The 18,499-nt window shown below is 45.7% G+C and carries 20 protein-coding genes and 1 pseudogene; 12 read left to right on the top strand and 9 right to left on the bottom strand.

The genetic code is table 11. The annotated features are described in order from the left end of the window. Together KOSB73_RS24295 and ncrA are read right to left on the bottom strand one after the other, a co-directional pair. Positions 1-270, bottom strand: a complete 270-nt coding sequence (locus tag KOSB73_RS24295) for a metal-sensing transcriptional repressor (RefSeq protein WP_004118712.1) — start codon at positions 268-270, stop codon at positions 1-3. 101 nt (positions 271-371) lie between these two features. Beyond that, positions 372-1,670: an MFS transporter gene (gene ncrA / locus KOSB73_RS24290; RefSeq protein ID WP_004118714.1), complete on the bottom strand. Its 1,299-nt coding sequence runs from the start codon at positions 1,668-1,670 to the stop codon at positions 372-374. A 181-nt stretch (positions 1,671-1,851) separates the two neighbouring features. Between ncrA and KOSB73_RS24285 the strand changes: the two genes are divergently transcribed. Further along, entirely contained in the window at positions 1,852-2,829 is a 978-nt protein-coding gene (locus KOSB73_RS24285) for a chromate resistance protein ChrB domain-containing protein (protein ID WP_004118716.1), read from the top strand. Further along, positions 2,786-4,162 carry a chromate efflux transporter gene (chrA, locus tag KOSB73_RS24280; protein WP_370518466.1) on the top strand — a complete coding sequence of 459 codons (1,377 nt, stop codon included), beginning with the start codon at positions 2,786-2,788 and terminating at the stop codon, positions 4,160-4,162. Before KOSB73_RS24285 ends, chrA begins: the two co-directional genes overlap by 44 nt. A 30-nt stretch (positions 4,163-4,192) precedes the next feature. Here chrA and KOSB73_RS24275 read toward each other — a convergent pair whose 3' ends face one another. The 5 genes from KOSB73_RS24275 to KOSB73_RS24250 all read right to left on the bottom strand — a co-directional run bounded on the left by KOSB73_RS24275 (position 4,193) and on the right by KOSB73_RS24250 (position 7,507). Beyond that, the gene (locus KOSB73_RS24275; RefSeq protein ID WP_004118721.1) at positions 4,193-4,882 is read right to left on the bottom strand and encodes a hypothetical protein; all 690 of its coding nucleotides are present in this window, start codon (positions 4,880-4,882) and stop codon (positions 4,193-4,195) included. A gap of 13 nt (positions 4,883-4,895) precedes the next feature. Continuing rightward, positions 4,896-5,633, bottom strand: a complete 738-nt coding sequence (locus KOSB73_RS24270) for a HupE/UreJ family protein (RefSeq protein ID WP_004118723.1) — start codon at positions 5,631-5,633, stop codon at positions 4,896-4,898. A gap of 43 nt (positions 5,634-5,676) precedes the next feature. Continuing rightward, complete coding sequence (locus KOSB73_RS24265; RefSeq protein ID WP_370518888.1) at positions 5,677-6,054, bottom strand: hypothetical protein; 378 nt, start codon at positions 6,052-6,054, stop codon at positions 5,677-5,679. 303 nt (positions 6,055-6,357) lie between these two features. Further along, positions 6,358-6,654, bottom strand: a complete 297-nt coding sequence (locus tag KOSB73_RS24260) for a helix-turn-helix domain-containing protein (RefSeq protein WP_094645240.1) — start codon at positions 6,652-6,654, stop codon at positions 6,358-6,360. 304 nt (positions 6,655-6,958) lie between these two features. Then, entirely contained in the window at positions 6,959-7,507 is a 549-nt protein-coding gene (locus KOSB73_RS24250) for a hypothetical protein (RefSeq protein ID WP_094645242.1), read from the bottom strand. 97 nt (positions 7,508-7,604) lie between these two features. Here KOSB73_RS24250 and KOSB73_RS24245 point away from each other — a divergent pair, with 97 nt between their 5' ends. After that, the gene (locus tag KOSB73_RS24245; RefSeq protein WP_094645243.1) at positions 7,605-7,937 is read left to right on the top strand and encodes a helix-turn-helix domain-containing protein; all 333 of its coding nucleotides are present in this window, start codon (positions 7,605-7,607) and stop codon (positions 7,935-7,937) included. A gap of 72 nt (positions 7,938-8,009) precedes the next feature. Then, positions 8,010-8,114 (top strand): annotated as a pseudogene (locus KOSB73_RS31205) (MbcA/ParS/Xre antitoxin family protein); the annotation flags it as partial. Between the two features lie 10 nt (positions 8,115-8,124). On the opposite strand, the gene KOSB73_RS24235 reads toward KOSB73_RS31205, so the two are convergent. After that, positions 8,125-8,628 carry a hypothetical protein gene (locus tag KOSB73_RS24235; RefSeq protein WP_094645244.1) on the bottom strand — a complete coding sequence of 168 codons (504 nt, stop codon included), beginning with the start codon at positions 8,626-8,628 and terminating at the stop codon, positions 8,125-8,127. Then, positions 8,621-8,860 (bottom strand): hypothetical protein, encoded by a 240-nt coding sequence (locus KOSB73_RS24230; protein WP_243395050.1) that lies wholly within the window; start codon positions 8,858-8,860, stop codon positions 8,621-8,623. Before KOSB73_RS24230 ends, KOSB73_RS24235 begins: the two co-directional genes overlap by 8 nt. Positions 8,861-8,925: 65 nt before the next feature. On the opposite strand from KOSB73_RS24230, the gene KOSB73_RS24225 reads away from it, so the two are divergent. The 8 genes from KOSB73_RS24225 to KOSB73_RS24175 all read left to right on the top strand — a co-directional run bounded on the left by KOSB73_RS24225 (position 8,926) and on the right by KOSB73_RS24175 (position 17,831). Then, the gene (locus KOSB73_RS24225) at positions 8,926-9,894 is read left to right on the top strand and encodes an IS5 family transposase (RefSeq protein ID WP_077268328.1); all 969 of its coding nucleotides are present in this window, start codon (positions 8,926-8,928) and stop codon (positions 9,892-9,894) included. A gap of 2,030 nt (positions 9,895-11,924) precedes the next feature. Continuing rightward, positions 11,925-12,875, top strand: coding sequence for a CBASS oligonucleotide cyclase (locus KOSB73_RS24205; protein ID WP_098141124.1), 951 nt, complete (start codon positions 11,925-11,927; stop codon positions 12,873-12,875). Continuing rightward, positions 12,872-13,363, top strand: coding sequence for an HORMA-1 domain-containing protein (locus tag KOSB73_RS24200; protein WP_098141122.1), 492 nt, complete (start codon positions 12,872-12,874; stop codon positions 13,361-13,363). Before KOSB73_RS24205 ends, KOSB73_RS24200 begins: the two co-directional genes overlap by 4 nt. Next, positions 13,360-14,262 carry an ATP-binding protein gene (locus KOSB73_RS24195; RefSeq protein WP_098141120.1) on the top strand — a complete coding sequence of 301 codons (903 nt, stop codon included), beginning with the start codon at positions 13,360-13,362 and terminating at the stop codon, positions 14,260-14,262. Before KOSB73_RS24200 ends, KOSB73_RS24195 begins: the two co-directional genes overlap by 4 nt. 1 nt (position 14,263) lies before the next feature. Continuing rightward, on the top strand, positions 14,264-15,430 hold the full coding sequence (locus KOSB73_RS24190; RefSeq protein WP_098141118.1) for a hypothetical protein: 1,167 nt from the start codon (positions 14,264-14,266) through the stop codon (positions 15,428-15,430). After that, positions 15,427-15,969: a 3'-5' exonuclease gene (locus KOSB73_RS24185; RefSeq protein WP_098141116.1), complete on the top strand. Its 543-nt coding sequence runs from the start codon at positions 15,427-15,429 to the stop codon at positions 15,967-15,969. The genes KOSB73_RS24190 and KOSB73_RS24185 overlap by 4 nt, the downstream gene beginning before the upstream one ends. Positions 15,970-15,990: 21 nt before the next feature. Beyond that, positions 15,991-16,605, top strand: a complete 615-nt coding sequence (locus tag KOSB73_RS24180) for a hypothetical protein (protein WP_098141114.1) — start codon at positions 15,991-15,993, stop codon at positions 16,603-16,605. 329 nt (positions 16,606-16,934) lie between these two features. Next, complete coding sequence (locus KOSB73_RS24175; protein ID WP_098141112.1) at positions 16,935-17,831, top strand: hypothetical protein; 897 nt, start codon at positions 16,935-16,937, stop codon at positions 17,829-17,831. Positions 17,832-18,499 lie beyond the last annotated feature (668 nt).

Genomic DNA, 18,499 nt, shown 5'->3' with positions numbered 1-18,499 from the left:
TTAAAGATATTTGGTGATCTCTTTAAATTCGTTAAGCGTCGTGTCAGACCCGCCATGATCGGCGTGAAGGGCATCCTCCAGACAGTGATCGAGATGGTCGTGAATGAGCGTACGCTTGGCGTTTGTTATCGCCTTTTCCACAGCATAAAGTTGCTGGGCGATATCCAGACAGGCTTTTTCGTCTTCAAGCATCTGGATGGTGCTTTTCAGGTGCCCGGCGGCACGTTTAAGTCTTTTTATAATGTCGGGGTGTGAAGCGTGAACAGTCATTTTTATCCTCTCCGGGTGGAGGGGATAAGATAATGTGTATCAACGTAAGGATCACACTTTTTATCGGTTTATCCTCTCCTGATAGTACGAACGTTGGGTAATTATTTTTTTCGCTTCGGCCATGAGGGATGTTCGTCATCAATAACGAAATCATGCTCATGGGTTATTTCGGTTTTCGCTTCAGCATCCTGATGGCTGTGCAACTGCGAATACACTTCGTGTTCCGGACGCCAGATCAGCACGGCGGTTAAAAGAGAGAGCGCCGCCACAAGGGTAAGCGCAATAAAAGAAGCCTGAGTTCCCCAGGTTGCCCCTACCCATCCGGCCAGCGGATAGGTAACCAGCCAGCAGGAATGTGACAGGGCAAACTGCGCGGCAAACAGAGCAGGCCTGTCTTCCTGTGTTGATGAGCGGCGTAATAAACGCCCGGATGGCGTCTGGGAAAGCGAGTAGCCAACGCCCAGCAAAGCCCAGAGCGCGACCAGCGTAAAATAATCCTTAAGTAAAATACCCAGTCCAAGGCCAACGACCAGTAAAGCGGTTCCGACCATCATTGGCAGCCGGTCACTCATTTTGTCGAGAAGACGCGGAAGTATCAGCGCCGATATCATCGACCCCACGCCAAAGAACGCCAGCGCAATCGCGGTGGAACGCTGTGAGAAACCAAAGTCGGCCTGCACCAGAACCACGGTGTTGACGATCACCATCGCGCTGGCCGCTGCAACGGCCATATTCAGCGCCAGCAACCCCCGCAGCCTTGGTGTTTTCAGGAAGATACGCATCCCGCGCGTGGTTTTGTCGTAAATAGTGCGATGAACGGCCAGCGCCTGCATTTTGGGCAAGGTGACGGAGACAACCAGAATGGCGGAAGCGAGAAAACCGACGGCGGTGCCTGCGAACAGGTTGTGGAAACTCATCACCGTCAGCAGCGCGGCCGCCAGCATGGGGCTGATGACGCTTTCAAGATCGTAGGCCAGCCGGGAGAGCGAGAGCGCCCGGGTGTAGTCACGCTCGTCCGGGAGGATATCAGGAATCGTGGCCTGGAAAGTTGGCGTAAACGCGGCTGATGCCGATTGCAGAATGAAAATGAGGATATAAATTTCCCAGATTTGGGTCACGAAAGGCAGTGCAAAGGCTACCAGAGCACGCACCAGATCCAGCGTAACCAGCATCGTGCGGCGGGGAAATTTATCAGCGAAGGCGGCGGCAACCGGGGCGACCAGAATATAAGCACTCATTTTAATCGCCAGCGCCGTTCCCAGAACTGCCCCGGCCCTGTCGCCCGCCAGATCATAGGCCAGCAGGCCCAGCGCAACGGTCGCCAGACCGGTACCGATAAGGGCAATTATTTGCGCCATAAACAGGTGGCGGTATGTACGATCAGAAAGAATGCTTAGCATCAGAAACTCTCCTGGCTTTCCACATCCCCCCGGGGGGGATGTGGAAAGAGTAGAGAATAGCGGTGTGCCTGGCAAGCGGTATTACATTTTAGTGGCTCTCTTTTTGGATGGCCCCCCATTGTTATATGCATATAAGAAATTATGCGTAGTAAATTCTACATAATGTATTAATCTCTACATCATGAAACTACATATTCTTATCCTGACGCTGCCCACTCAGCAGGCCACGTTGCGTATGCGTGTCTGGCGGGCATTAAAAAACACCGGTGCCGCCATGCTGCGCGACGGCGTTTATCTGTTGCCTGAAGCGCAACAGGGCCAGGAGATCTTTAACGATATAAGTCGTGAAATTCGCGATGAGGGGGGGGCGGCTTTTGTTTTTAACGCTGCAACGCCCGAAGAAGAGGAAATCCGCCCGTTATTCGACCGTTCTCAGCAGTACATGGTCCTGCTGGAAAGGCTACAGGTGTGTAAAAACGACCTGGATGAGGAAACCGCCGTCAGCCAGCTGAAGGTGGTGAGAAAACTTCGGCGCGAGCTGGATCGGATTGTGGCGATTGATTTCTTTCCTGGTGAAGCGCAGGCGCAGGCCGTCTTTAGCCTGACGGAACTGGAAGCAGGCATTAACAGGTTCATCTCTCCCGGTGAACCCCACGCCGTCAGCGGCGAACTGACACAACTGATGCCTGAGGATTTCCACAACCGGATCTGGGCAACCCGTCGCAGACCCTGGATTGACAGGCTTGCCAGCGCCTGGCTTATACGGCGTTTTATCGATCCTGATGCGCAGTTTCTCTGGCTTGAGGATGGCAATGATTGCCCGGCAACGGCGGTGGGGTTTGATTTTGATGGGGCGACCTTCAGCCACATCGATAATCGGGTGACCTTTGAAGTACTGATGGTCCGCTTCGGGCTGACGGGGGATGCCCTGAATGGTCTGGCAATGCTGGTACATTACCTTGATGTTGGCGGGGTTCAGCCTCCCGAAGCGGCTGGCGTTGAAAGTGTACTGGCAGGATTACGTGAAAGCATTACGGATGATGACACATTACTCGCAGCGGCCTGTTCGCTGTTTGATGGTCTGTTAACGACGTTTGAAATGAGGTCCGGCCATGATGAACAAAACGGAGTCGCTGACGCTGGCAGAGGAAAACGTTAAGCCCTCGCCGATCCCCCTGAAGGAGGCGTTCTGGTTCTGGCTCAAGCTGGGGTTTATCAGCTTTGGCGGGCCCGCCGGACAGATAGCTATCATGCACCAGGAGCTGGTCGAGAACCGGCGCTGGATCTCCGAGTCCCGTTTCCTTCACGCACTCAACTTCTGTATGGTGCTGCCCGGTCCGGAAGCGCAGCAGCTTGTGACCTATATCGGCTGGCTGATGCACAGAACGTGGGGCGGCGTCATCGCCGGGCTGTTATTTATCCTTCCTTCGCTTTTTATTCTTATCGCGTTGTCGTGGATCTATATCGCCTGGGGAGATGTCGCCATTATTGCCGGTATCTTTTACGGCATTAAACCCGCCGTTGCGGCAATCGTGCTGCAGGCGGCGCATCGCATCGGCTCCCGGGCGCTGAAGCACGGTGCCCACTGGGCCATAGCTGCTGCGGCTTTTGTGGCCGTTTTCGCCCTGAACGTTCCTTTCCCTGTCATCGTTATTTCAGCAGCGATAACTGGCTTTATCGGCGGACGCATCGCGCCGGAAAAATTTCACAGCGGCAGCGGGCATAACAAACAGGAGAACGCCGCCGGTGGTGCTGCGGTTATTGACGATCATACGCCCGTACCGGCGCATGCCCTGTTCAGCTGGGCGAAACTGTTAAGGATTGTGGTGGCGGGCGCAATGCTCTGGCTTATTCCCATGACGGTGCTGACGCTGGGGCTGGGCTGGGCGCATCCGGTGACGCAGATGAGCTGGTTCTTTACGAAGGCTGCGCTGCTTACCTTCGGTGGGGCCTACACCGTCCTGCCATACGTTTATCAGGGTGCTGTCGCCAATTTTGGCTGGCTGACTGCCGGGCAGATGATGGACGGGCTGGCGCTGGGAGAAACCACGCCCGGCCCGCTGATTATGGTGGTGACCTTTGTCGGATTTGTCGGTGGGTATACCCATGCCGTTTTTGGCGCGGATATGCTGTTTGTCGGTGGAGCCGTTGCCGCCTGTATGGTGACCTGGTTTACCTTTCTCCCGTCCTTCATTTTCGTGCTGGCAGGCGGGCCGTTTATCGAAACGACCCACAACAAGGCGGGTTTCACGGCACCGTTAACCGCCATCACGGCGGCCGTAGTGGGCGTCATTGTTAATCTGGGGCTGTTTTTTATCTGGCATACCATATGGCCGGAAGGCGCAAAGGGAGGGATCGATATCCCTGCCGCCCTGATTGCCGTCGCCGCTGCGTTTGCGCTTTTCAGATTAAAATGGAAGGTTACGCACGTTATTGCCCTGGCGGCTCTCGCCGGGCTGATACTACGCCTGACCGGGCTGTCGGCTGTGTGAAATGGGGCAGGTTATCCTGCCCCTGATTTATCAGATAACCCGTTTGATGTTCAGGTAGTCGCCGTTGGTATCAAGCTGGATCGTGATGGTCTCAGACCCACGATTTCGCCAGAACCAGCCATGTTTACCCTCGAACGCGGCCTGTAAAACGCCGTCTCCGGATGTGATCTGCCGGGCTTTACCATAGCCATGGTAGAAGCCTTTCGGGGCGTTGACCGGATCGCCGTGTGCATCCACGTTTACCGGCCCGGAACTGGTCCACTGATAGGTCACGCGGGCATCTTTACGCATTTCCAGTTTAACTTCGGCAGCTTCGTTAGGCTTCAGGGTGATGAGCATCTGATGACGTTGCGAGCCAGCCGCTGGTACTTCCGGCGCGCTCGTGGTCGCCGGAACGCTCAGCTCCGGGTAGGTGTTCTGCGTTATTGCCGGAGGATTATCCGGGATCGGTCGCTCATTAACCGGCGCAGCCAGCTGTCCTTGCTGAACAGCGCTGGCTTGATTATCGGCATCAGCCTCTTCGGCAAGCTGCGTTTTGATTTCTCCCATCTGCTTAAGCCCCAGTAAACGACCCATCCCAGTAGGATCAATGCCGTATTCCGAAGGCATAACGATGGTGATCAGCAGCATCAGCGCCACGATGGCGGCGAGGATTGTGGACTGCATCAGTTTGATGGCAGAAGGTAATTCTGCGCGTGTTGGTAAATCAGTGTTGTACATTGTTTTATCTCCCTCAGGCTAAAATGTAGCCACAAAGCTGGTAACTCATTAACAGGAATCCTGAGCTCATCATCACCACATTGGCGGTATAAGCGTGTCGGAAAAAGCTCGCCGTTTGCCGCCAGTAACTCATGACGATCAGGATGGCGCTCAGCGCGAGCAACTGGCCGATTTCAACGCCAATGTTGAAGGCAATCAGGTTGACGAACAGGCCATCGGGAGAGATTTCGAATTCTTTGATTTTGGTTGCCAGACCAAAACCGTGGAAGAATCCAAAGATGAGCGTCGCAAGCTTCGTGTTGGGCTGAACGCCAAACCAGCGCTGGAATGCCCCAAGGTTATCAAGCGCCTTATAGACCACGGACAGCCCGATAATGGCGTCGATGAGGTAAGCACTGACGCTGATATCAAAGAAGGTGCCGATGAGCAGCGTCGTCGAGTGCCCGATAGCGAACAGGCTGACGTACAGCCCGATATCGCGCATTTTGTAGAGGAAGAAAATCACCCCGAACAGAAACAGCAAGTGATCATAACCGGTCACCATGTGCTTCGCGCCAAGGTAGATAAACGGGATGATGTTAATCCCGGTGATCTCCTGGATGTACCCTTTGTCGCCTTCCGCCACGCCGTGGGCATACGCGCCCTGGCTGTAGAAAAGCAGTAGCAACAGGAAAAACAGACAAGCCGAACGCGCCTGAGCAGAAAGCAGGCCGGCGCTCAACCGGCCCTGTGTATCAAGGCTGGTATTCATAACAATCCTTACATGTTGAATAATAACGAATTAACAGAAGTTATTACGCAGAAAGGATTCTCGGAGGGCGTTCGGGGGTGGTCTGCGGCATTTGCAGTATTTGTTCTGAACTCAACGCAAACATTACCCGCATTCCCGGATTCCAGGCGTGCAGGGCAGTCAGAGCAAAGAGTTTATTCAGATCGTGGGAATGATCGGCATTGAGGTGATGCACGCTACCGTGGGAGTGAAACAGCAGTGGATCGTGCTCATTCAGTGGTTCATCGCTGTCGTGCTGATGTTCGCTGACGGTTGTTGTTTCCTGAATGTTGTATGCAGCCTGTGGTTTTACCATAAGCGAACTGCTCAGCACGGCAACTGCCATGATGATAAGCACGATTCTGGAAATGACTTCACGGCGAATAAACACGGTCAACGGCATCCTGATGATACAAAGTAACAACATGCGTAATGTATCCGCGCTGTGGACCTGATTGCAATAGCTCATTTTGGATTTGTTCTGATCTGAAAGACTACCAGTTTTATAATGTCCGTTTTTGGCACGCAGCGGACTTCATCAGGACGCCAGAGACCAAGGTCTAACTATTAGGCCATGACCGCAAATAAACAACGTGATTCAAGCTTTTCAGGAAGATTCATTATCTTTATAAAGCGCTTGTATCCGGCAAAAATTTAGATGAGGTCCTAAAGCTTCTTCATCCGTCATTCTGCATTTGGGCAACTATCACCAATCTTCACTCCTTGCCGGTAAATCAAACTCTTTTTCTACAAAATTTGAAGATCTTGCATCCGTTAAAATAGGCACAGAACTAAGCGACATCTCCACCCCTAAAATATTTAACACTTTGTATAGTCGCTGAAAACTTGCCTTTGAAGGATTTGCCTCAAGGCGAGCATAAGTCTGCTGAGTCACACCCAATCTAGCAGATAATTCTTTTTGAGTTAATCCTTTCGATTTACGAAAACCAATTAAAAGCGGGCGTAACTGGCTAAGAAGTTTAACTGGAAAAGCAGTATTCATAAGTAGGTGACCATGTTGATTAGTTTAAAATATGCTCGATGCTCTTAAAAAAACAGCCTGTAAGGAGTTTTTATACTTTACAGCTTATAAGGTGTAATGATGAACTCATTGTTTAATGAGTAGCAGTGTAAACTGAAAGGTTGCATCTGGAGTCGGCTGGGATTATATTTATTAAGGACTAGCATATAGTGGTGCGTGCTGTAAATCATCATTTTATGATGATTTATCAGTGCATGAGGGGAGAGGGCAAGGCTTTGCCCTCTCTTTTTCATGAATCCATTTAGTTTCAAGTATTTTTCAAAATTCATTGATTTATCGAAACAGATTCATTAACAATTCTAATTAATGTATTTATTTTTTCATTTATCTTAATGTGTTTTCTCTCTTGCTCAAAAGAAAGTTTTCTAAATTCATCCTCTCTACTTGGCACAGCAATGATCAATTCTTCATAAATCTCCTTTGCTCCTGATACTTTCGCCAACTCACTGCTGTATTTTTCAATAAGAGACTTTATTTTAATGTTTTCATTGCTGGTTGCACTTGAAACAAGTTGACAAGAAGAACTTGATGGTACCTCAATTAAATCTACACTTTTTATTGCAACGTTAAACTCAGAGGTAGTTGAGTATGAATATTGATATACACCAACTATTCGTACTTTATTTAATAACCCATTTCTAACCAGACGTTGAATTTGATTATAAGTAAAAGCTTTAGCCTTTAAAAAAGTTTTCTGAAGTGAAAATCGCTCGATAAGAATTTTCGCTACATCGTTACTGGTGAAATTATCCTTCCCAATATAAAAGATTGCAGAAAATATGTACGACTCAGGGTTGATTACTTGACTATTCATAGGGCTAAAACAAGGCTGTTAACTTAGGATTGCTAAGTATACAACAATGAAAGATACTTAGACAATCTAAGCACCCGAGGCCGATGAAGATGAATCAGTGTCAGAAAAAAATCCGATACCAGAACGACTTAAGGAAGCGAGATGTAGGGCGGGACTATCACAGCGCTCTCTGGGGCTCCATGTTGGCTTTGATCCCGCATCGGCTAGCAGTCGTATGAATCATTACGAGAAAGGACGACATGTCCCCGATATTGATACGCTTCGACGGATGGCTACAGAGTTAAATGTGCCGTTAAACTACTTTTTTTGTGATGATCAGACAACAGCTGAACTTGCATTGCTCATATCCCGGATGACAGAGGAAGAGCGAAGTAACCTCATCGATGCACTCAAAACGTCTTCAGGCGTAAAATATGATGACAAAAAATGATGTTATACAAGGGCTACTGAACTTTTTGAAGGTAACGAAAGGGCAACATTAAATTGGTGTAATGAACCAAATCGGGCATTAAAATACAAGACTCCCTTCGACATAATTGATTCAGACGAGGGAGTATTGATAGTTGCTGCACTAATTTTACGTAAAGAGCAGGGCGTTTACTCTTGAGTCGGCTGTATTAGCTCATACTTGAATTTCTTTTGCGCTCAGCAAGTTCTCGAATGAGATCGTCAGCAAGAATATCCTCTACTTTGATTGGGGTTGCGTTGTCGACATACTCAATGATGTCGGCGAGCGCCAGAATATTTCGTTCATATTTAGCTTTCAAGGCTATAATTTCAGTATCAAGACGATTTGCCTTACTTATATAAGCAGCACCGGTTCGCCCCTTAGCCAATTTATCCTTTTCATCTGTAGTCAACTCTCGTTTACCGTCTTCGTAGTTGTTATGCTGGCGAAGTTTGTAATTGTTGATGATACTTTTACGAGAGGTCAGGGTACTAATGCCCCCTTTAATTATTCCTTTGGCTTTAAGACGGGCATGTAATGTGGATGGTTGAATGGGGGATTTTTCCAGTCCCTCATGCACCATAACTTGTAACTCGGCTTTGATGTAAGCATCAAGTTCTTTACCCTGAATGACTTTATCGTCTGCATTGCGACTGCGTGGGGTCTTAGCCATTATTATTTCTCTCTATACGTTTCTGTTCAATAAAGAACAGATCCGCCAGGGTTTTGGGGATTTTACCAATTAGCATTTGCTCATTAATTCGCTCAATAACCCGACATAATGGGTTATTCTGATCATCAGAAATCAGGGAAACCAGTTTTTTCTCGCCCTGAGCCTTAATAGCGTCAGTTTCAAGAGCCTCAAGTACAATAAGAGCTTCTTCTTGTTCTTTTAAAGCCAGCATGAAGCGCGGATTCATTTCAGTCAGCTTACGGAGGGCTTTGTTGAATAAATCGAACTTTTGCTGAGTTGAAGGATCAGATCACGCATCTTCCCGACAACGCAGACCGTTCCGTGGCAAAGCAAAAGTTCAAAATCACCAACTGGCCCACCTACAATAAAGCCCTCATCAACCGTGGCTCCATAACTTTCTGGCTGGATGATGAAGCTATTCAGGCCTGGTATGAGTCGGCAACGCCTTCATCACGGGGAAGACCTCAGCGCTATTCTGATCTCGCCATCACCACCGTTCTGGTCATTAAACGCGTGTTCAGGTTGACCCTGCGGGCTGCACAGGGTTTTATTGATTCCATTTTTACACTGATGAATGTTCCGTTGCGCTGCCCGGATTACACCAGTGTCAGCAAGCGCGCAAAGTCGGTTAATGTCAGTTTCAAAACGTTCACCCGAGGTGAAATCGCGCATCTGGTGATTGATTCCACCGGGCTGAAGGTCTTTGGTGAAGGCGAATGGAAAGTCAGAAAACACGGCAAAGAACGCCGTCGTATATGGCGAAAGTTGCATCTGGCAGTTGACAGCAAAACACATGAAATCATCTGTGCAGACCTGTCGCTGAACAATGTGACGGACTCAGAAGCCTTCCCGGGTCTTATCCGGCAGACTCACAGAAAAATCAGGGCAGCATCGGCAGACGGCGCTTACGACACCCGGCTCTGTCACGATGAACTGCGGCGTAAGAAAATCAGCGCCCTTATCCCTCCCCGAAAAGGTGCGGGTTACTGGCCCGGTGAATATGCAGACCGTAACCGTGCAGTGGCTAATCAGCGAATGACCGGGAGTAATGCGCGGTGGAAATGGACAACAGATTACAACCGTCGCTCGATAGCGGAAACGGCGATGTACCGGGTAAAACAGCTGTTCGGGGGTTCACTGACGCTGCGTGAGTACGATGGTCAGGTTGCGGAGGCTATGGCCCTGGTACGAGCGCTGAACAAAATGACGAAAGCAGGTATGCCTGAAAGCGTGCGTATTGCCTGAAAACACAACCCGCTACGGGGGAGACTTACCCGAAATCTGATTTATTCAACAAAGCCTACCATAGGTGTACTTGTTGGCTCTGGAGATTGCAGAATGTATAAACCCAGTAGCAATTATGTCGGGCTCGTTACTCAGGTGTTGCTTCCCGAGCAGGTAAGTAAAGAAGCCATCAAGCTCCCTGATAAAATAGGAGATATTGTAGCCAGACCGATAGAAATCGTAGTCAAATGTTTGTTTGTGCTTCTTATAGTAATAGACGTAAAAGAAACGCAGCGAACACAAAATGTTTTCCTGAGTCCCCAGGTGTTTCTTGCTCAGTTCATTCATTCCATAAATTGTGGCGAACATGACCGGTAGGGTAGTCACATCATCAACTATGAGATGAGTTCTCTGGTTGTTCCTTGATAAATGTAAGATGGAATATGCCATGAACTTAGCGGATGCCCCGTAATTTTTGCGTTATGAAGTCATCGTAAGTCCACAACTAAACTTTGGCAACTGACTGATTCATCGGTAAGTTACTGAAAGAGAGGAACTCATGAAGTTAAGAACAAACCCAACATATTTGCCTTATGTTGTATAGAAATCTAGTTCATAAAATAAATTAAAAACATCTCATTGTTTTAACTTAATATTTTTAATAGAAAGATTACCCCATATTCAAAGATCTTCATGAACTTGCTAAGAATGCGCTTCTTATGAGCATTTTCTGACAGCTTGGTCTACTACAGTTCATAAACCATGTCCCATAGCAATCGCATAACCAAGCATATAAAAATTCAAGAGATATCTGATTGCCTTCTTGAATAACTTGATAATTTTGGTAACATTTAGACATATCAATGCTTAATCAGGACTGACGTCCCTGATGGCGGTAGCGTTGTTAAGGTATAGTGGCTTAATGAATTCTCAAGGTCTACAAGACGGGGCGCTGACTTGCTTGAAAATTGGTGGTAGACGCTAATTTAATTTAAAATCATCCAAATAAAGGAATGTGATGAACACATCACTGCAGCCAAATAACCCGTTTAATCATCCAACAAAAAAATAAAAATTGACATTAATTATTATAGTAATAAATTGTTTATCAAGTTCTGATGGTTTTGATAACGAATTCATTAGTAAAATATTGACAATGGATAAAGTAATTAACGACTTTTGAATAAGCCATTTCGTTACTAAAAACTTTATTGAGAGCATTGAGGAGAAAGAATTTCGGCTGAAATTTATCCAGCAACAGCTTGCCGATTTTACGCCAGAGGGCATTCCCCAAGATGCATCGCTGAAATCAAACCAAGCACTAAGAATGGCAGTTGAGAAACAATTGTCCTGGTGGGTCTTCGATCTTTATAAGCATAGTAAAGAATATGACAATGTACGATAATCTGTGCACTCTATTACCTGCGCAAAAAAGCACACCAGAATTGTTTGTCTGGTTTGGCAAATCGAGATCATTAGGCGGCATAGCGAATGACTTTAAATGAAAAGCCCGATTCATCAATGAAGATTGTGAAAACAAAAACCTTGCCCCCAGCAGAGGGCGAGCGCCGGGCAATGCGTGGCTATATGGGCCATGGGCCAATATGAAAGAGCCGGCGCAGCCATTTATGCTGAATTAGAGCGTGGGCAATTGGAGTGGATAGGCGTGGCGGACCGTAGTGCGGGTATCGTTGATGATTTAGTACTTGGATTTAATGGCCTTATCGTTGGGCACCAGTTCAAAACGTCCCGTTTCCCAGGTACAGGTCGTACAGTCTGTCTGCTGCGTGCCAGAAACGGAGATTGTTAACTCCTATATTGCATCAACCTCTCGGGAGCCGATCAGTTAGCTGTACTACACAGGTTCTGCCATAGGGATTAGAAGGAGTCCAATTTTCCCCTCCTGAAGCAAAATGGTCGAGCTTATACATTCTGTCTTTTTTTCGTCGTCGCCCCTTGAAAACAAACGAAGCGGCACTATTTTGTCAATGACACTTCCAAAAAAAGTGGTCATCAGCCCCAGTCTGAGAAACGTCAACAAAGGATCAAACATGCCGCTCAGCAACACAGAACTCCGCTACTATGACAGTAATGTCCTGAGGCTTCCTTCGGATAAAAGAACTGAATATCATGCTCAGGTTGATCGGCTTATTACTGAGCTAAAAAAATCCGTGAAAGAGCAGGATGAGATCAAAATAACCAAAGTTGTTAAGGCTGGTTCCTTTGCAAAATTTACAATTTTGCGTAAAACACATGAAGATCCTGTCGATGTAGATGTGGTTTTTTATATTTCCGGAAAGGATGTTACCCAGGAAACCCTCGGGAGTCTCAGCGAAAAAATCTTCAACGCTCTGGTAAAACTCTACCCCAACAAATCTGTTGAAGATTTCCAATTACAGCGAAAAGCGGCAACCGTGACCTTCGTAAAATCCGGGCTGAATGTTGACGTTGTTCCTGTGATAGAAGACATCGATAAAGCCGGATATGGATGGCAATTCGACATCCATGAGGGGACAAAGCTTCACACCTGCGCGCCGTGTCAAATAAAGTTTATTCGTGACAGAAAAGAAACAGACAATGACTTCAGAACGCTTGTTCGACTGGCTAAAAAGTGGCGAAATCACGCCGGGTTAATCCATCTGAAATCATTTACCATTGAGCTTATTCTGGCTTTTCTACTTGATAAGAACGGTAAAGAAGGAAGTATTGAGAGCCGCTTCAGGCAGTTTCTGCTTTACATTGCTCAGTCAGGGCTTAAAGAGAAAATATTTTTTCCCGAGAACGGGAATGATATTCCTGATTTTTCAGATCCAGTTGTCATTATCGACCCGGTTTGCGTGACCAACAATGTTGCCAGTCGTCTGAGCGATGACGAAAGAATTGAGATTGTAGATGCTGCTGCCGAAGCATGGGAGATTGCTCATCACGCTTCAGTAGAGGACGATTTGGCTATCTGGAAAGAGCTCTTTGGTCCACGTTTAAAAGTAAGGGAAGAAGCATGAGTCAGTCATTTTCTTCAACAGAATCCTACTCGGTGGCAGATGTTCAAAATGTAATGCGTCGAGTCACTGCCGACTTCATTATGATTGCCGAAAGTACAAAAGCCGTTGACGTTGAGCAAGTTAAAAAATGGGCGCACGATGTAGAGCTTTTAGCATGCAACGGATATCTTAAACATATCGATTTGACACTCCTTAGTGACGGGAAGGAAATTCGGGCTATCCGTTATGTTGTGAATTCGGAAGCTGACGGGCTGCAGACGAGCAGGCCCGGCGGCGTACTGTGGCCAACCGTACCGGCGCCTTTTCTAAGGATCGTCATATCCTACACAAGTGCCTATGATCAAACCGCCAGAGATAAACTTAAATCTAAACTCAAGATCGCTTGGTCACCCAGCACTGCAGACACATCGCACTCGTCCCTTAATTCTAGAAAGGGACGTGATTATGAAAGCAATGGATATGGCATAGAAAGAAAGGATTTTTCATGATGAATCAGCAAAATAAGATTTTTGACAGCGAGACACCGTTACCTGATGGTTTCCTTTTTTCACGACAGAAAACATTGCTCGGTTTCGACAATCGATACAGTAAAATCCACAACCAGTTACGTTTACTGCTGAATCTGGGGAAACTGGAATCTTGGGGGGCAAAGTTTCATCAGAATAATTTACCCATCTGCAGCCTAGTATCAGACCAGTACCCGCTCGTTATTTTTCATGGGGATGTGGGTACTGGCAAAACTGCAACAGCTGAATGTATTGCAAACATGCTTGCCAAAGATTCTGGAGCAGAAGATTCCATTCTCTTTAAAATCAGTAACAGAGTCAGGGGGAGTGGCAAAGTCGGTGAGATGGGCACTCTTATAAACCAGGCATTTGCAGAGGTGATAAAGTCTGCTGGAAAAAATCGCCGTGGCATACTGATTATTGATGAAGGCGACTCACTTGCTTCATCGCGAACGCAAGAGCATAGCCATCATGAAGATAAGGTTGCTGTGAATACCCTCATTCAATGCATTGACGACCTTAGAAAATATCAGGGCCGTATCGTCGTTTTTCTGTGTACTAACCGCTTATCCGTACTTGACGCAGCCCTTATCCGCCGTGCCGCTGTCGTGGAGGAGTTTTCTCGTCCGAGCGATGCAGAGCGACTGGCGCTATTTGATATGGATTTACAAGGTTTAGGTTTATCAACTCAGCAAAAAAGTGTCCTGGTTAAGGCTACAGGTCCCAATGAAGGAAAACCCGGATGGACGTTTTCCGACATTCGTACACGATTGTATCCGGCTGCACTGGCAAAAGCTTTTCCGGATAAACCTTTATCATACGAGATTATCCTTCAGACAGCTCTCTCACTAAAATCATCACCTGTCATGGAGGACCGGTAACATGCCTAGTCACTTTTTGTCAGGAAGGCGGATTCATATTACGGGCAGCATTCCGGAGCAAATAGAGCTTGCATCTGGTGAAGAGGTGGACAAAGCCCGGGCGTTTGTTGCCAGCCTCGTTCGAGGGTTAGTTCGTCAGGGGGCAAATTTTGTAATTCCTGTTGATGCCGAAAAATTTCGTACCAATGACAACAAACCGATATGTTTTGACTGGTTAGTCTGGAATGAAGTCATAAAAAATCTTCATCACCGGCCTTCAGGGACCCCGGGCCCGCTTATTATTGCAGTAAAACACCATAAAAATGAGGATCAAATCCCCGAAGAATATATTGAACAATGGGATGAATATCGGGGCACCTCACATGTCAGGATTGAAAGTGCAGCCCACTGGAATATGGCCAGTAAAAGGATGGAGATACAGTCCCGATCAGGCGACGTGCTCATTACCATCGGTGGGAGTGAGGGGGTGTTGTTTCTATCAAATCTTTATCATGATGCCGGTAAACCAGTTATCCCTCTCAATTTCAATATTGGCGCAAATAACACAGGTTCCCGTAAAATTTTTGAGTATGCACTGGCTAGCTCGCATTCAGAGAGACTCTTTAAAACAGAAGATGATCGTTCGTCTCATGACTGGATTAATTTGCTGGATTTTCCTAACCGCAAAAGTCCGCAAGAACGTGCTGAGACCGTCATACAACTTCTGAAGAACCTTACGCCACCTACTGCATTTTTTGTCTGTTTAATGAATAGGGCACATGAAGATTACATAGCAGTGAGGAACTACTTTGATTGTGTTATTACACCCGTTATGGAAAATGAACTGGGGTATCGTATGGTCATTGTTGATGGTAGCCAGGGTTATGAGCATGCGAATGTTAACCAGGAAGTTTTTGAACGACTTCACCGAAGCCGGGTGGTGATTGCAGACCTTACGGGGTCAAGACCAAACTGCTTCCTTGAGCTAGGATATGCATTAGGGAGAGGACATACCACAATGATACTGGCCAAGGAAGGGACTCAGTTACCGTTTGACATTCAGACTGTATCAACCCACATGTGGAGCGATGCAGGTATGGTTGAAGACAAAAAGCGTGAATTCCTTGCACACTGGAATTCAATTAAATCCCGCTCGACAATAGTCTCAATGGATCCGTTAATGCCATGACAGTAAAAAAAGAAATATTCATCTCTGTTGATATAGAAGCCTCCGGCCCGGTCCCTGGGAAATACAGTTTGCTCAGTATTGGAGCATGTCTGGTATCTGATACGAATGTTAACTTCTCATGCGAACTCAAACCAACAACATCCGAATTTATTCCTGCTGCGCTTGAAATAACCGGACTTACCCTGGAAGAATTGGAGGACAGGGGCCTTCCACCGCAGGAGGCAATGCTGGCTTTTAAACAGTGGATAGACCAAGTAACGTCGTCAGATGATATACCTATCTTTGTTGGCCTAAATGCCCCTTTTGACTGGTCGTTTATTAACTATTATTTTCACGTTTACCTTGGAGAAAATCCATTTGGTTTTAGCGCACTTGACATTAAAGCACTGTTTATGGGCCGATTGGCAACGTCATGGTCCGAAAGTAAATCATCTCATATGACGAAAGTACTCGATGTACCGATGACAGCTAATCATAACGCCCTTAAGGATGCAATATTTCAGGCCAATTTGTTCAAGGCGGTTATAAAATTCAAATAACTTAAAGAGATTGAGGTTGTCATGCAGAACCAAGAACTGCTGGTTGAGCATTATCATAAAACTTATGAACTAACGTTTTCAGTATGGGAAAGCAGAAATCAGTCGCTGCTTATTTTGCTAGCTGTTGTCGGCTTTTCGACACTACTGACCTTCAATGTTTCTGAAGCTCAGCCCTTACTTGTTGATATTATTGCTAAATTATGTGGAATTGCGAGTGATGATCGGATAAAGGAGCTCAAGAAAAGCTTTCCCTATGGTGTCATACAAAGCATATTCATAATAGTAGTTTTTTATCTTACAATAAATCTTTACCATAAAACCTGTTTTATAAGACGCAATTATCAGTACTTAAGTGGTCTTGAAACTGATATAAGATCAGCATTAAATCTACCGACTAGTAGCGTAAGTTTTACTCGAGAAGGTAATTTTTATAATAAACATCGTACATTTTCTTCTTTCATGACAGGCCTGAGCTATGTCCTCATTCTGGGTGCATTACTGGTGTCCTTTCTCGGTATGCGTTTGTTAAATGACTTTCATGCGCAGAACTACTTTATCTTCATAACGGATGCATGTTTGACATTAGGTGTATTTTATTTTTTTTCAATTTATGCTCATACTTCATTAAAAAAGTAAACTGTACAAACTATACCTGAGGATATATTTAATCTCTGCAACTTAAGCGGACATTTTCCAAGTATTAAAAAAGGCGGTCATCTCATGAATGGCGATTACAGGGTCATATCCTGAGGCCTTTGAACAGGTCTCGTCGTGAGGATAGAATTTGTCTGCAGTCGTGGAGAGGATCATTTACCGGGGTGGGGCGGTCCACGCCCCAGGAATGATGTCTCTGATGGTGTTAATATTGTTAAATTTGGAGGGATTTATATGTGGAATATATTCAGGACAAGATGGTTAATATAGTACAATTAAAGCTCTAAAATTTAAATAAGGAGTTTATGTTAATGATGAACGAAGATGAGAACGAAAGCTTCAATCGATGGAGATGTCTTGATCCAAATACAAATTCTTACCGAATCTTTAACAAGCACCATTGCGAAATAAATGATTACATTTGGAGTTTTGTACCCTTACAAAGCTTTGGGGAATATTTAGTAAGACATGAAAAAGCAGACCGAACTATTCATGATATATTTCATGTTTCTGGGGTGGACTCCAGAAGAGTAGAGAAAAGCAAAACACTCTGGATGGGAAATTTCAAAAGTTTCCAGAACTTATGCTATATAAATTCCTTAACATCAATTCTTTCATATTTGGAATTTTATATAAAAAGGATTGTAACAATTTCCTTGCTATCAGACCCTGGTGCCATAATTGGAGATTTTAGAGCGATTGATGGGGTGAAATTAATTAAAAATACCAAATCAGTGAGTATCGATAAAATATTAACCTCTATCGTAAAAGGAACTTGGTATGATAGGGCTAAAAGTTTTGAGTCTGTATTTTTAGAATTACCAGACTCAATTCGTGATAATATTGAAACGTTGGAAAAAATGAGGAGGATAAGAAATCGAGCGGCGCATTCATTCAGCAGAATTGATAATGGCGTCCTTGTTGATCGGGTGGAGGATAAGTTCCATGACAGGGTTGAGTTAGATTCTTTAAAGAGATATATGTCATTAACCAGCGATATAGCAGTAGATATAGATAGACAGCTTTTAAGAAATAACATTGGAGAGTTTGAGTCAATATACATCTATCATAGTAATCAAGATAAATTTAGAGGATTAAATAATGAAAAATCCCGACAATTCAGGTCTTTGTTAAACGGCAGTTATGTTGGTAACACCCGAAGCAAGAAATTCTGCAAGCAATTAATTGACTATTATGGCAGCTTGTAGACTGGAGGTATAACTGGGATTAGGCTTTGTTGAATAAATAAAACTTTTGGATCAGATCATTCTTCCTCCCGACAATGCAGGCAGTCCCGTGGTAAAGCGGAATTCAGAATCGCCAACGGGCACATCTACAACAAAGCCCTCATCAGCGGTGGCTCCCTCCCTTTCTTGCTGAACGATGAGGTGATACGGGCCTGGTATGAGTCAGTTCCATGTGGTTCTCTGATCAAGCAGATATTCACTCCACGATAGCAGCCAGAAAAAGACAGATGAAGATGGGGTATACCGTATCCGTACCTGGAACACAATGAACGGCAGGCACTCCCTTTCCGCTTTAGCCTCTTTTAGGATCTACGCGGTGGGAAATAGGCATTAAAATTGATAAGCATCAATGAGTAGTGTTTCTTATCACCGAGTTGTGGGCCTTGCTATTGCTATTGCTATTGCTATTGCTATGGAGAAATGTTGCGTATTTTATGTCACAAGACAGCTATCTCTTTGTTTACATTGCGTAGTAGAAGCTGACTGCCACATAAGCATGTATGAAGGTCTCTTTCTGCACACTTTGGCTTACAAATTGAACTTCACTAGTGAGCCCGTCTGTGCTTCAAACTATCGATGATGTTATAAAATCTATGGTTAATAGTGGCATAGAGAGCAATTAGTCCGAT

This window comes from Klebsiella grimontii (assembly GCF_900200035.1).
Lineage (GTDB): Bacteria > Pseudomonadota > Gammaproteobacteria > Enterobacterales > Enterobacteriaceae > Klebsiella > Klebsiella grimontii.
The sequence above is the reverse complement of the archived record's forward strand: the minus strand, read 5'-3'. Positions and strand labels throughout refer to the sequence as shown.

What these genes read in the sequence shown, in the direction of transcription:
- chrA (WP_370518466.1), top strand. Translation starts at nt 2,786, where the DNA reads ATGAACAAAACGGAGTCGCTGACGCTGGCAGAGGAAAACGTTAAGCCC.
- KOSB73_RS24265 (WP_370518888.1), bottom strand. Translation starts at nt 6,054, where the DNA reads ATGCCGTTGACCGTGTTTATTCGCCGTGAAGTCATTTCCAGAATCGTG.
- KOSB73_RS24275 (WP_004118721.1), bottom strand. Translation starts at nt 4,882, where the DNA reads ATGTACAACACTGATTTACCAACACGCGCAGAATTACCTTCTGCCATC.
- ncrA (WP_004118714.1), bottom strand. Translation starts at nt 1,670, where the DNA reads ATGCTAAGCATTCTTTCTGATCGTACATACCGCCACCTGTTTATGGCG.
- KOSB73_RS24295 (WP_004118712.1), bottom strand. Translation starts at nt 270, where the DNA reads ATGACTGTTCACGCTTCACACCCCGACATTATAAAAAGACTTAAACGT.
- KOSB73_RS24180 (WP_098141114.1), top strand. Translation starts at nt 15,991, where the DNA reads ATGCAGAACCAAGAACTGCTGGTTGAGCATTATCATAAAACTTATGAA.
- KOSB73_RS24260 (WP_094645240.1), bottom strand. Translation starts at nt 6,654, where the DNA reads ATGAATACTGCTTTTCCAGTTAAACTTCTTAGCCAGTTACGCCCGCTT.
- KOSB73_RS24185 (WP_098141116.1), top strand. Translation starts at nt 15,427, where the DNA reads ATGACAGTAAAAAAAGAAATATTCATCTCTGTTGATATAGAAGCCTCC.
- KOSB73_RS24195 (WP_098141120.1), top strand. Translation starts at nt 13,360, where the DNA reads ATGATGAATCAGCAAAATAAGATTTTTGACAGCGAGACACCGTTACCT.
- KOSB73_RS24270 (WP_004118723.1), bottom strand. Translation starts at nt 5,633, where the DNA reads ATGAATACCAGCCTTGATACACAGGGCCGGTTGAGCGCCGGCCTGCTT.
- KOSB73_RS24235 (WP_094645244.1), bottom strand. Translation starts at nt 8,628, where the DNA reads ATGGCTAAGACCCCACGCAGTCGCAATGCAGACGATAAAGTCATTCAG.
- KOSB73_RS24200 (WP_098141122.1), top strand. Translation starts at nt 12,872, where the DNA reads ATGAGTCAGTCATTTTCTTCAACAGAATCCTACTCGGTGGCAGATGTT.
- KOSB73_RS24175 (WP_098141112.1), top strand. Translation starts at nt 16,935, where the DNA reads ATGATGAACGAAGATGAGAACGAAAGCTTCAATCGATGGAGATGTCTT.
- KOSB73_RS24285 (WP_004118716.1), top strand. Translation starts at nt 1,852, where the DNA reads ATGAAACTACATATTCTTATCCTGACGCTGCCCACTCAGCAGGCCACG.
- KOSB73_RS24205 (WP_098141124.1), top strand. Translation starts at nt 11,925, where the DNA reads ATGCCGCTCAGCAACACAGAACTCCGCTACTATGACAGTAATGTCCTG.
- KOSB73_RS24230 (WP_243395050.1), bottom strand. Translation starts at nt 8,860, where the DNA reads ATGCTGGCTTTAAAAGAACAAGAAGAAGCTCTTATTGTACTTGAGGCT.
- KOSB73_RS24250 (WP_094645242.1), bottom strand. Translation starts at nt 7,507, where the DNA reads ATGAATAGTCAAGTAATCAACCCTGAGTCGTACATATTTTCTGCAATC.
- KOSB73_RS24190 (WP_098141118.1), top strand. Translation starts at nt 14,264, where the DNA reads ATGCCTAGTCACTTTTTGTCAGGAAGGCGGATTCATATTACGGGCAGC.